13 protein-coding genes and 1 pseudogene are annotated in these 13,212 nt (G+C 41.4%); 5 read left to right on the top strand and 9 right to left on the bottom strand.

Going from position 1 to position 13,212, the window contains the following annotated elements; translation table 11 throughout:
* From AC5GD6_RS05540 to rnd, 6 genes and pseudogenes are all read right to left on the bottom strand, one after another.
* Positions 1-259, bottom strand: a pseudogene (locus tag AC5GD6_RS05540) (acetate/propionate family kinase); the annotation flags it as partial.
* A gap of 95 nt (positions 260-354) precedes the next feature.
* A complete protein-coding gene (locus AC5GD6_RS05535; protein WP_416431944.1) occupies positions 355-705 on the bottom strand; it encodes an HIT domain-containing protein in 351 nt (116 codons plus the stop codon).
* 8 nt (positions 706-713) lie between these two features.
* Positions 714-1,007 carry an exodeoxyribonuclease VII small subunit gene (gene xseB / locus AC5GD6_RS05530; protein WP_473225363.1) on the bottom strand — a complete coding sequence of 98 codons (294 nt, stop codon included), beginning with the start codon at positions 1,005-1,007 and terminating at the stop codon, positions 714-716.
* A gap of 97 nt (positions 1,008-1,104) precedes the next feature.
* Positions 1,105-2,457, bottom strand: coding sequence for an exodeoxyribonuclease VII large subunit (xseA, locus tag AC5GD6_RS05525; RefSeq protein WP_491846415.1), 1,353 nt, complete (start codon positions 2,455-2,457; stop codon positions 1,105-1,107).
* Positions 2,458-2,562: 105 nt separating this feature from the next.
* Positions 2,563-3,258 (bottom strand): zinc metallopeptidase, encoded by a 696-nt coding sequence (locus AC5GD6_RS05520; protein ID WP_491846414.1) that lies wholly within the window; start codon positions 3,256-3,258, stop codon positions 2,563-2,565.
* A 128-nt stretch (positions 3,259-3,386) separates the two neighbouring features.
* The gene (gene rnd / locus AC5GD6_RS05515) at positions 3,387-4,517 is read right to left on the bottom strand and encodes a ribonuclease D (protein ID WP_491846413.1); all 1,131 of its coding nucleotides are present in this window, start codon (positions 4,515-4,517) and stop codon (positions 3,387-3,389) included.
* 191 nt (positions 4,518-4,708) lie between these two features.
* Here rnd and AC5GD6_RS05510 point away from each other — a divergent pair, with 191 nt between their 5' ends.
* The 3 genes from AC5GD6_RS05510 (at position 4,709) to AC5GD6_RS05500 (ending at position 6,686) form a co-directional block, all read left to right on the top strand.
* A complete protein-coding gene (locus tag AC5GD6_RS05510) occupies positions 4,709-5,128 on the top strand; it encodes a (deoxy)nucleoside triphosphate pyrophosphohydrolase (protein ID WP_048596975.1) in 420 nt (139 codons plus the stop codon).
* Positions 5,129-5,240: 112 nt separating this feature from the next.
* Entirely contained in the window at positions 5,241-6,089 is an 849-nt protein-coding gene (gene thyA, locus AC5GD6_RS05505; RefSeq protein ID WP_416431940.1) for a thymidylate synthase, read from the top strand.
* 66 nt (positions 6,090-6,155) lie between these two features.
* A complete protein-coding gene (locus AC5GD6_RS05500; RefSeq protein ID WP_311444311.1) occupies positions 6,156-6,686 on the top strand; it encodes a dihydrofolate reductase in 531 nt (176 codons plus the stop codon).
* Positions 6,687-6,767: 81 nt separating this feature from the next.
* Here the strand turns inward: AC5GD6_RS05500 and AC5GD6_RS05495 are convergent, their stop codons facing one another.
* Complete coding sequence (locus tag AC5GD6_RS05495; protein ID WP_491846412.1) at positions 6,768-8,234, bottom strand: CCA tRNA nucleotidyltransferase; 1,467 nt, start codon at positions 8,232-8,234, stop codon at positions 6,768-6,770.
* A gap of 139 nt (positions 8,235-8,373) precedes the next feature.
* Here AC5GD6_RS05495 and AC5GD6_RS05490 point away from each other — a divergent pair, with 139 nt between their 5' ends.
* Entirely contained in the window at positions 8,374-9,903 is a 1,530-nt protein-coding gene (locus tag AC5GD6_RS05490; protein ID WP_491846411.1) for a C1 family peptidase, read from the top strand.
* A gap of 109 nt (positions 9,904-10,012) precedes the next feature.
* Here the strand turns inward: AC5GD6_RS05490 and AC5GD6_RS05485 are convergent, their stop codons facing one another.
* Both AC5GD6_RS05485 and AC5GD6_RS05480 read right to left on the bottom strand, forming a co-directional pair.
* Positions 10,013-10,654, bottom strand: coding sequence for an IMPACT family protein (locus tag AC5GD6_RS05485; protein ID WP_491846410.1), 642 nt, complete (start codon positions 10,652-10,654; stop codon positions 10,013-10,015).
* A 32-nt stretch (positions 10,655-10,686) separates the two neighbouring features.
* A complete protein-coding gene (locus AC5GD6_RS05480; RefSeq protein WP_010242224.1) occupies positions 10,687-11,820 on the bottom strand; it encodes an ABC transporter substrate-binding protein in 1,134 nt (377 codons plus the stop codon).
* A gap of 473 nt (positions 11,821-12,293) precedes the next feature.
* Between AC5GD6_RS05480 and AC5GD6_RS05475 the strand changes: the two genes are divergently transcribed.
* Positions 12,294-13,212, top strand: a 919-nt coding sequence (locus tag AC5GD6_RS05475) for an MSCRAMM family protein (RefSeq protein WP_491846409.1), incomplete at its 3' end; no start/stop codon positions are given.

Here is a 13,212-nt window from a genome sequence, read left to right as displayed (position 1 = left end):
GTACAACACGGTGTCCAATTCCTGCAACTTCTTTGCCCAAAGGCTTTATAATCTCAAAAACGTATTTGATAGCGTCCTTGTGCGTAGGAAGGGCAACGTTCATAATTTGCTTTTCGCCACCAAGCTCTTCGTGACCAATAAAGGAGCCGTCGATACCAATACGCTCACAATTTCCCTTTGCAAACACCTCTTTGGTGTCAGGATTTAGCAGCTGATATTTAAGCGAAGAACTTCCCGCGTTAATCACAAGTACATTCATAGCGAACCTCTCAAGCATTAAATCAAAACGTTACAGACTCAAACATTGTTGCATATATTAGACAAAACAAACCCAACATAAAAGAGCTACATAAATTAAGCTTTTCCAAACGAATTTGAAAGCGGAGCTCCACCCAAAAGATGAATATGTAGGTGGTGTACACTTTGTCCTGCATCATCACCTTTATTAGTTACCAGACGAAGCCCATGCTCTAGCTTATAATGCACAGCTATTTCTCGCGCAGCATGCACCAACGCAGAAAGCGTATCGGCATCTACATCATCGAGGATGTCGTCATAGTGATGTTTAGGAACAATTAAAATATGAACTGGTGCCAGCGGATTTAAGTCTTTAAAAGCGCAAACAAGGTCATCTTCATATACAAATTCTGAAGGAATTTTTCCTTCTATAATCTTGCAAAAAATACAATCATCTACTGTTTTCATAAGAAGTCCTATTCATCTATATACGCAACAGACGGAGCAGCACAGGTATCGGATGTTTCAAGCGATTCTGAAGATGCATCTACAAGAACCTGTACCTTTTGTTCGGCACGCTCAAGTCTTTGACGCAGACTTTTAAGTAACTCTACGCCACGGCTGTAATTCTCAAGCGATGCTTCAAGCTCCAAATCACCGCTTTCAAGGCTGCGAACAATGCGCTCAAGCTCAATAGATGCTTCTTTAAAGCTCATTGCTTCAACGTCTTGTGCTTGAGATACGGCACTTTTTTCTTCTTGGTTTGACATAACAGAACCTTTCTCTTATGCGAAAACAAAGTTTTCGCTTGTACTCATAGGCAACTATCTGCTATCTAACAGACAAAATACACACCTTACGTAATGCTTAGCTCTTTGAAAGCTCATTAGTGGTGCAAATATCACTCACAGACGCATGAAGTGAGCCTGTGCCAAGCATAATAGCAATACGGTCTCCAACGTTAACATCTAAAGCAGACGAAACAACATGGCCGTCATCTGCTTGGACAATGCTATATCCGCGTGCAAGCGATTTAAGTGGCGAAAGCGTATCAAGCGCTTGAGCATACAAACTTAACGCATGTTTATACGGTTGTAAGAAACTTACACCTGCTTTATTAAAACGCATGAAAAGCGGCGTGGTACGCTCGCGAAAACGTGAAATATCACGTGGCATCGCGGCAAAAAGTCGCTCGGCTGTAAGCTCTAAAGATGTTTGTTTTTCGCTGATAAACGCATCAGGACTGGTGAGACACTTACGCGATGAAATATGGTCAAGATATACTTTTGTTTCGGCAAGTTTAGAGTGCATAACACGGTTTGCACTTTGAGAAAGACTTTCGATATTGGCGCGTTGCGCTTTTAAAATTGCTGACATAGCTTGAGCAAGTCTTCTCTGACGTTCCCAAATTTGACCCTGTACCTCGTCAAAAGCAGGTGCAACCGATTCGGCAGCAGCAGTAGGTGTAGATGTTCTTCTATCAGAAACCAAATCGCAAATGGACGTATCGGGTTCATGACCGATTCCTGTAATCACAGGTATTGGAGAAGCTGCTACGGCACGCGCGACGCTTTCATCGTTAAAGCACATAAGGTCTTCAAACGAGCCACCGCCTCTCACCAAAAGAATGGCATCGGGTTTTGCCTGTGCAGCTATTGCCAGTGCGCGGCAAATGGTAGCAGGAGCTTGAGCGCCCTGAACAGAGCACCCTACTGCTTGTATTTCAACTAAAGGATTCCTGCGTGCAAGCGTTCTTTTAACGTCTTCGATAACGCTTCCAGAAAGCGATGTGCAAACAACAATTCTTGAGCAAAAGCGCGGAATAGGGCGTTTGCGCGCATCGGACATCAAACCTTCGGCCTCAAGCTTTTTGGCGAGTTGTGCTACCTGCAGCCGTAAAAGACCTTCACCTGCAACATGAGCAGACGTTATAACAAACGAAAGTTTTCCACTTGCACCATAAATATTAAAAGAGCCACGAACCTCAAGCTGAAGACCATCTTTCATCTGAAAGTTGCAGGCATTGAAGGTGGATCGCCACATAATGACGTCCATGCTTGATTGTGCGTCTTTAAGCTGAAAGTAACAATGCCCTGAACGAGCGTTAGGACCTCTATAACCACTTACCTCGCCATTGACACACAAAGAAGGCATGGTTTTAACACAGGACTGGGCTTGTGCAACAGCGTCACATACAGAAATAGGTTTATCGTTTTCCATATATCTTATCCACTCCTTATACAATGCTCTACATCGTCTTTTATACTGCGGGCAAGTTGTTATACACAAGACATCAGTGCAAAAAGTCTTTAAGCACTCCCCCACCTAATCGCGACTACCCCGTACACGACTTAGCATATAAACCAACTGAAGAATAGAAATAAGTGCAGCTGATACATAGGTAAGTGCTGCGGCAATAAGCACCGAGCGAGCACCTGCTTCGTCGATGGGGGTACCTGCTTGTCTAAGATATACCAGGGCTCTTCTCGAAGCATCTATTTCTACGGGAAGCGTAATAATCTGAAAAGCTACAACCGCAAAAAAGAGGAGAACACCAAACTGAACAAGCTGAATAACGTTAAGAAAAACGCCCATAAACAAAATGGCGCTCCAGCTATTTTGTGCAAAATTAACCAAAGGCACACATAACGAGCGCAACTGTGCAAATACAAAACCCCGTGCATGTTGTACCGCGTGTCCTGCCTCGTGACAAGCAACCGCAACAGAGGCTACACTTGCTTGCGAAAAGTTGGCAGGACTTAAGTGCAAACTATTATCTCGAGGGTCAAAATAATCGGTTAAGTCACCATCAACATGGCCAATGCTCGTAGAAGCACTACCTAAATCAGATAACATATTTTGCGCAATTTGCGCGCCTGTTAGGCTAAAAGATGTTTCGATCTGAGACCAACGTGCATACGTTTTTTTAATATAGGATTGAGATAAAGCACCAATGACCAGCGAAACAACGACTATGCCCATATAGATTGGATCGAAGCCGAACATATATCCGTATAACATAAGTACCTCATAACTTTAAAAGCCAACAGATTAAAGTATCTAGATTATTTTATACCACATCGCGCGGACATTAATGCAAAGCACTAACAAAGGGTATGTACACATTATGAGGTAAACCATGATTACCTTTATAAAAGCTCAACCTTACCATCTTTTACAGTAAGTCCAACCCGACCTTCCATAAGCGCCTGCAGTTTTTGCCCAATCATCTCAAAACGCCACGAATCAGACAATTGTGTATCTGATACACCACGCACAAAGGCACATAAATCATCGCGCGTTGCTAAAAGTTGCGTTGCAACACCGGTTTTTTCAGATTGTAATCTTACAAGCGCATACATAAGATCAACAACACTTTCCATCTCCTGAGATGCGCGTTCGTGACGTTTTGTAGCAGGATATAATTCACGAGGACACGCCACGCCCTGTTCGATTGCTTGCAAAAGCGTTTGTTTATCTTCAATAGAAAGCGTATCAACCGAACGAATGCGTTCAAGACGCTCCATTGTTTTAGGTGCGCTTTTACACAGGTCGATAACAATTTCATCGGGAATAACCCATTTGCGTGGAATATCCTTATGTGACGCAATAACATCGCGCCAGATGCCAATTTCTCGCGCAATGGCTAGCTGCTTTCTTGTTAAAGAAGAAATGCGACGCATATGAAGATATGCCTCTTGAGGTTTTTTAATCACATGATGCTCACTACAAACTTCATGCATTTCTTCCAAAAACCATGCATAACGCTCTTTTTCTTTCAGTTCGTGTAAAAGCGTGTCATAAATACGCGGCAAATACCGTACATCATCTGCTGCATATTCAAGCTGCTCTTCTGCCAAAGGGCGACGCGTCCAATCGGTAAGCGATTCGGCTTTTGGCAAATGCACATGACAAAGAGCATCAACCAAAGGCCCATAACCAATCTGAAAACGATGACCCAAAAATGCTGCAGCAACCTGCGTGTCAAACACCGGTTTTGGAAGGCACGAAAAAACATCATAAATAAGCTCAAGGTCTTGGGAGCACGCATGAAATATTTTAGTAATTTTTTTATCCAAAAACAGCTTACGCAAGTCCGTAAGATTAGGTATAGACAACGGATCAATCAGAACTATTTCTGAACGCGTAGCGAGCTGAATCAAACAAAGCTTAGGGTAAAAGGTTTTTTCACGCATAAATTCTGTATCAATTGCTAATACATCGCTTTTTGTTGCACGCTCACAAAAACTGGCAAGCTGTTCATAGGTTTCTATATACAAAAGTTCCGTCTCCTGAAGAATGAATTTTACAAAACCATTGTAATATACGTTACAAATTCGAGCGCCATTCATACGTTTAAAATCCTAGAATTTCTATGAGACAATCAACAAGCAACACTAATTTATTACAATAGATAAAAATAAATGTAATACCTACCAACATTGGCTCACAATTTACACAAAGAGGTGCTATGAAAACAATTCATGTTGCAGCGGCTGTTATCGAACACGACGAAAAAGTTTTAGCTGCAAAACGCCTGCAACCTGTTGAGGATCACTATTGGGAATTCCCTGGCGGAAAAATAGAAGAAGGCGAAACTCCAGAAGCAGCGCTGAGAAGAGAAATTAAAGAAGAGCTTGACATAGAGCTTGGATCTATATGGCCGCTTGATTGTATTGAATACGATGTGGACGATACCCATATTGTTCTTCATGCATTTGGATGTCATTTTCCCTGCGGAGCAACCATAACGCTGGTGGCGCATTCAGAATATACATGGCTTGAATATGGCGATTTACTCACGCTTGATTGGCTTGTTCCCGATAAACAACTTGCCACATCTGTTGGACTTGCCTGGGGCGAGCTGTTCTATACTTCTCATGGTTGCTAATGAGCACATACGTAGAGTTGAACTAGAGTTAAAACTGTTTTGCGCGGCATGGTAAAACTTGACAACAAAAGTCAAGTTCACGTAAGTCGCAAACCATCACAAAGGAGCACAAATGAGTAAAGCTGACGATCTATTTATATCGATGTGCAAAGACATCATAGAGCATGGAACAACTACTCAAGGAGAAAAAGTCCGTCCGCATTGGGAAGACGGAACAAGCGCTTATACTATTAAAAAATTTGGTGTATGCAATCGCTATGATTTGCGTGAAGAGTTCCCTGCTCTTACACTACGCAGAACCGCACTTAAAAGTGCTATGGACGAGATTCTTTGGATTTATCAAAAAAAGTCAAACAATATTCATGACCTGCATTCGCATATTTGGGATTCATGGGCCGATGAAACTGGATCAATTGGAAAAGCATACGGGTATCAAATTGGCGTTAAGAACCACTATCCCGAAGGTGATATGGATCAAATGGATAAAGTCTTATATGACCTTAAACATAATCCATATTCACGACGTATTATGACGTCAACCTACACCTTTGCTGATTTGTCTCAGATGAATCTCTATCCTTGTGCTTACAGTGCAATTTATAACGTTACGCACGAAGAAGGAAACCCTCAACCAACCCTCAACATGCTTCTCATTCAACGTTCACAAGATATATTGGCGGCAAACAACTGGAATGTATGTCAATATGCAATCCTTCTTATGATGGTTGCACAAGTTAATCATATGCAGGCAGGAGAGCTTGTTCATATGATTTCTGACGCACACATTTATGACCGCCATGTTGACATTGTAAAAGAACTTATTACGCGTCCAACCTATCCCGCTCCCCTGGTGCATCTGAATCCTGATATTCATAACTTTTATGAATTTACAACTGATGATCTCATCGTTGAAAACTATCAACATGGACCTCAAGTTAAAGGTATTCCTATTGCAGTGTAGCGGTTGAGTTACCTCGTAACGTTACAAGCACTCAAAGTGAAATCTAAACCTATCAAAGGAAATGTAATGATTAAAGCAATCGTTTCTGTTACGCAAGACTGGGGTATTGGATATAAAGGCGAACTCCTTGTCCCCAACAAAGCTGACATGCAACACTTTGTACGTATGACCACTGGAGCATGCGTTATTATGGGTTCAACAACATTTGAAACGTTTCCGAAAGGTCCGCTTAAAAATAGACGCAATATCGTCTTAGCACAAACACATTCCTATGAACGCAAAGGTTTTCCAAAAACTACCTGTACAGAGCAAGAAAAATCCGTGCAAAATTACGAGGTATACACATCAACCCAAGAAGCGCTCTCTCACATAAAACCTGATGAGGATGTATGGATTATTGGAGGAGCCTATACCTATCAACAATTTCTTCCCTATTGCACAGAAATTGTAGTCACTAAAAACGACTGCGTATGCCAGGCAGATGCATATTTTCCTAATTTAGACAAGATGGACGACTGGCGCATAACAAGCACCACAGAAGGCGGCATAACTTCTGAAGGTGTGCACTTTTCGTTTGTAACATACCAACATGTATAACTTTCACCTTTAACTTAAGCGTTAGAGTTTAGGCAATTTTCGATAGGCGCGCCTTTTGCGCGCCTTTTTCTTACCCTTTTATCAGCGGCTTGTATGTTCGTAGGTCTTTAAATTTTTCAAATATGCGCGTAAGACACAGCGGCTATTAACTAAACAACCTTCCTGTACAAGTGCAAGCACATGTTCAAGAGTGCACGCTACCCCTTTGCCAGCGCTCATGTTGCAAACTTCCATCACATCGTAGCCATTTATTGCAAGCTCTTTACAAGACAAAGGCACTTTCTGCTGCTTTATACACCAAAGCATATAACGTAGATCTTCAATTCGTATGCATGCATGAGTAGGCACTTTCATAAATGTACGGCAATACAGGCGCGCAAACGTCAACAGATGAAACATCTCAATATAAGGATCTGGACTTTTTTTCAATAAAAGATAGTGTAAATCAGAGATAAGCTCTTTTCGCATTGAGCACCTGCGAACATCATCCATGCAATTTTGTCTGCCACTATTTTCCGTGCCACTATTTTGCGTCTCACTATTGCAACAAATGTATTCCTTTATAAGTTTATGCAATACTACATGCTCTCTAATGATTCGCATACTTTGTGCGCGTGGGACATTGAATCTTTCTAGGCGCTTATAAAAATCTTGTAATACCTGCACAGGTAATGCTTCTGATATGAGAAGCGCCATCGAAATAAAACGTTCATCTTCAGGTATACAGCGAGTAATAGCTGTTTCAGCGTTACCATACTGTGAAAAATCACGGTCACCAAGACACTTATACAGCTCCTTAAATTCTGGTATGCACACGGTAAAAATTTTCTCATGCATTCGCAAACTCCTAAAGAATAAACCTGAAGTTGAGAGTTTAATAATTTCTGAACCAATGCGCTCAGGGGCAATACGCAACAATTCGAGATAATGCCTGTCAAGTGCAGTTTGAATATCTCTATCGAGCACAAAATGTAAGGTAGCTTGAAAACGCAAGGCACGCAGCATGCGTAGAGCGTCTTCTGCAAAACGAACATCGGCTTTGCCAACACAGCGCAATATATGTGCATGTATATCGTCTATTCCACCGTATACGTCCAAAAGCTTGCGCTCGTGATGATAAGCAAGCGCATTACACGTAAAATCACGACGCGCAAGATCTTTTTGGATAGAATCAACAAACACAACAGAATCGGGATGGCGATGATCGCTATATGTTGTTTCGCTTCGATACGTTGTCACTTCAAAAGCATAATGATCCAGTACAACGGTAATAGTTCCATGCTTACAGCCAGTTCTAAAAACACTACATCCACTATCACAGAAGAGTCGCTCACTTTGTTGCCATGGTGCAGAGGTTGCTATGTCAATATCATGAGATGGTTGCCTCATAACCATATCGCGCACCCATCCGCCTACTATCCACGCACTCCAACCATGCGATTCAAGAATGGTAAGAATACGTATTGCCTGATAAGGCACATCCCAATCGAAAGACATCTGTTCCCAAGAAGTGTTGTTATCATTGGTATGTTTTAAAGAAGTGTCCACAAAGATGTTTCCTTTTCAAAAAATAAATACGTAGTTTTACCGTATTGTATAAAGGTTTTGTATAATTTTACATCGTTGGATGTATAACATGATCAATTTATGAAATTCAAATTGTATTGCATTTGAATAAGGAGGCCATATGGCACAAGTAAGTTCACACAATACGCTTTCACCTGCATGGGCAAAACAACAAAATAAACATTTTACCAAACAACGAGCAAATAAAATCGCACGTAATGCTGTTACTTCCATGGATATTATGAGCGCAGCACGCGACATTTCTACCATGAGAACATATACTGACACCTATGGAATAGCAATTCCCAAAGTGGGAGAAATTACCAACCAACGCCACAGCGGCCGTTGTTGGATGTTTGCGTCGTACAATGTGGCACGCCAAGAAACCATGAAGTTCCTTGATGTTGATACCTTTGAATTTAGTCAAGCCTATGGCATGTTCTACGATAAGCTCGAAAAAGCAAACGCCACACTTGAATACATTATCTCAACCCGTGATAAAGATCTTGAAAGTAGAGAAGTTGAATATTTATTAGACGGAGTTGCGGCTGACGGTGGATATTTCTTTTATGCTATGAACCTTATTCGCAAATGGGGCGTTGTCCCTAAAGAAGCTATGCCGGAAACTGCATGTTCTGAAAATTCTGAACAGATGGATAATCAACTTGCACGACTCTTACATAAGGATATTTTTGAGTTGCGCACACAAGCAGAAAAAGGAGCATCTGTAGAAACTCTTCACGCTCTTAAGGATGAAATGCTTAAAGAAGTTTACACGTTCTTGTGTATTTGTCTTGGCAACCCACCCGAAAGCTTTGACCTTCATATTGAAGTTGGTTCCAAATGTAAAGCTGATGCTTCTAAGATTCACACTGTTTTACCAGAACCTCAAGATGATGAAAAAGATGATTCTCAAAAGTCTAAAGCTAAAGCTAAAGCTAAGGGTAAAGCTAAGGATGAGGATGAGGAAAAAGATCATAAAGATCGCGTAACCGTTTTGTATGATACCAACCTCACTCCTCAAGAATTTACCGAGAAATATGTGCCTTTTAAGCCCGATGAGTATATTCAGCTTACCTCAATTCCATCATCCAAATTTGAATATAACAAGGTGTATCACGTTCAATTTGATGATTCTGTTTTAGGCGGATTTGCTGCACGTTTCTTAAATGTCGAACCTGAAGTGCTTGAGCAGGCAGCTATTAGCGCTCTTAAAGACGGACGCCCCGTGTCAATGGCATGTGATGTTTGCCAGCAGTTCCCGCGTTATATTGATGACTTTAAGTATATATTGGCAACAGATACTGTTGACATGAATGGTTTGTTTGGGATCGATTTTGATATGAGCAGACCATCAATGGTAGATACCCATGAAACTGGTTTAACGCACGCTATGACATTCCAGGGAGTTCAACTGGATAAGAAAGGCAAACCACAAGCTTGGAGGATTGAAAACAGCTGGGGTAAAGACGCAGGTAAAGATGGATATCTTATTATGAGCGCCGACTGGTTTAGACTCTATGGCGGAGAAATTGATATCGCAAGAAAGTATCTTTCTTCTCAATTATTGGATATTTGGGATAATGGAGTTGATATAGAAGTTATGCCATGGTCTAACATGGGACGAGCTCTGAATCTGCGTAAAAAATAGGGTTATAGCAAAAATGGTGCTCTAGCTTCTGTAATTGTTCTAGCTGCTCTAACTACTGTAACAGTATAAAATTACGAATTTATACGCGCACGGTTTTCCGTGCGCGTATTTATATCTCGTGAACATATCTATCGGTTATAAAGCCATCAATCTGGCCACAGGAGAGATCTTTAAGTTCCTCTAAACAGCGCTTAGCTCTCTCATCTTGGGCAATAAAACGCACCGTAACCTGTATGGATGTTTCAAAAAGCGTATCCGCGATAGTTCCTTGATAGCGTGCAATACAACTTTGAACACTGCCATATAAAGCATACGAGCATGAGAGCACAAGATTTTCTACTATGCCCATGCTAACTAGTTGCTTATGCATACATGCATCTTCACACGCTTTTTCAATAGCTGTGCTGTAAGCTCGCTTAAGACCACCAGTTCCTAACAAAATACCGCCAAAGTAGCGCACAACTACACCTACGCAAGCATGTAACTCATAATGTTGTAACACAGATAATATGGGGAATCCTGCGGTTTTAGAAGGCTCACCATCATCGCTCACATGCGAGATACCCTCAGGTAAAAGCCAAGCCGAACATACATGACGTGCATGAGGATGTTCGGCTCGTTTTTGTTCTATATATGTTTGTGCTTCAGACTTACATGTGACGCGACTGAGATAAGCTATAAATTTACTTGACTTTTCAGCATAGGTACCAATTGGTTCACAACCAGCTTTTATCGTCTTAAATTCCTGCATAATCCCCTACGATGCCACATAACGCGTAAACATTACTTCTTAAAGCGATCATCACCACCGTGAAGCGCGGCCATAACTTCTTGAACGTACTTCTCGGTATTTTGTTTAGCGTCCTCAAAATCGTACTCCATAAGGTCATCGAAACTAGGATCAAGACCCAAATCAAGCGGAGCCTGAGGCTGCTGACCATCATCAATAACCAAAAATTGATTAGATCCGACCGTTTGAGCAAGGTTTACACACTGCGGTGAAAGTGCAAATTCAACCCAAAGCTTAGCTGCGTCTGGATGCTTGCAACCCTTCATGATGGCCGTAGCGCCAATCTCATATCCCGAACCCGAAGACGGCGTGATGAGGCTAATGTTAGTGTATCCGTTTGAAACAATTTGTTCAATTGCCTGACTTAAGAATCCAATACCAAGAATGCATTCACCCGTACCAACATTTTTAGCAGGACCCGCACCACTCTTTGTGTATACGGCGATGTTTTTATCCAGATCAACAAGATATTGAATTCCCTTGTCATGACCATATTTTTGAATTGCCGTATTGCAAATAAGTTTCGCGGTACCTGCTGTATAGTAGTTAGACGACCATATAAGCCCTTTATACTTGGGGTCAAGTAAGTCAGGCCAGTCTTTAGGAACGTCCAAATTAAGACGTTTTACCTCGTCGGAATTATAGAAAAAGCCCAAGGAACCCTTATAAATTCCATGCCACATATCTTGTGCATCTTTGTAACGCGAAGCCATAAGATGAGAGTCATTACGAGCTTTATACGGCTCGAGCAAGCCTTTTGCAGCTGCAATATTATAAGGATCGGTCGTACCACCAAACCATATATCGCCTGATGGATGCCCATTTTCCTCTTCGATTTTTGCCTGAACCTCGCCCGTTGACATACGTTGGAATTGAGCATCTATACCAAAGAGCTCCTTAAATTTTTCGCAGACAACCGCAAGATACGGCTCGTCACATGAACCATAAACAATAAGCTCTTTGTCTTTCTTTGCAGCATCAATAACATCTTGAGTTGCAATGCGCTCCAAATCACTGGACGAAGCACCGCCGTTTGAGCCTGCGCCTGAACTACAACCACCTAACAAGGCAGACAAAGAAAGAGCAGCTGAAGAAGCTAAAAACGACCTTCTCGAGAGAGTATTCATATCATCCTCAATTCTATTGACAAGGACATTCTCATCACAAACGTTTTGTGACATTACATGCACTATAACGCCAAGATAATTGCCGCCTTGGTAAATATTCGATAAATGGTATAAAATATGCAATGAAAGTAACTTTTACGTAATGGTCGAAAAAATATCCATTGACTTTAGATATAAACTGTTATACATTTCTTGTATCAAATCAGACTCCGTTTTCTCCGCAATGGTTTGTAACAAATGAGTGCCAAGTTTGTTTTGCAGCAGATTTAATTCAACTGTGCAGAGAAAACGTATGCCATGCGAAAAGCGCATAAAACTCCATTCAAACATACCTTATAAGCTGGCTCTAACACATGCGTATACAAGCATAAATCTGCCTAATTTTCAAAGAATTTATAGACATATTGCAGCACAATAACATTGCGCACTCAACAAATCCTCTGTCACTGTTATGCGAAAGGAGTGCGTTTTTTATGCGCCAACGTCCCGTAAAAGGAATAATAGGTAACCATAGAATTTGGTGTGTTTATGCCAAACAACTTTGTCATACCTTGCATTTTATGCTCAATAGATATGCCACGCATGTCCAAGCTTTATATGTACCTCGGTTTTTTATGAATCTACAGCGCCCTAAACAAGCAAAATATCAAACAATACTTCTAACAAGTTTCTTTGCATGCCTGCTGTTTGCAACATTTTCGCAGGCAAAGCCAATTAACTTAGCTGGTGGCGGTACGGTAGAACTTCATTCAGACGGTACAATTACAGGTACATGCTATCAAAAGTTTGACTTGCAAAATTATAAGAATAATCCCTGGTCGCTCGCTGAATTTAATGTTACTATGCCCGATGGTGTAATCATCAAAACGCAATGTATCAACCCAGACAGATTTGTTTCTGCCGATGGATTTTACTCATTCACAGGAGTTCCTGATGCAAGTGGAAAATCCTATGAGATAACAGTTCATTCGGCAGTATCCGCAAAATATGCAGGATATGGAAAAGATGTAAGCACAGGTTATGGTCACGGTAGTATTGGGCAAAACACCTCTACAGCTGGTTGCCATCCAAAATGGTCACCACGTATGACAGGCTGGATTGCAATTCAGAAAGCTAGTTCAAACCCTGATTGTAGCGACCATAATTCCATGTATTCCCTTGAAGGTGCGCAATATGATGTGTATGATACCCAAGGACAGGTTGTAGATACCATTACAACCGATAAAAACGGGTACGGATGTTCACATAAACTTATACTGGGTACCTATAAGGTATGGGAACGAACCGCGCCAAAAGGTTACGCGCTTGATACCCAAGGACATGCTGTAAATGTTTCAGCAGGTGATACTCAAACACTGAATGTAGTAGATACCCCTCAAAATGACCCTGTTC

The organism is Fannyhessea sp. (assembly GCF_986145555.1).
Note: the sequence above shows the minus strand (reverse complement) of the source record. Positions and strands in the feature narration are given on the sequence as shown.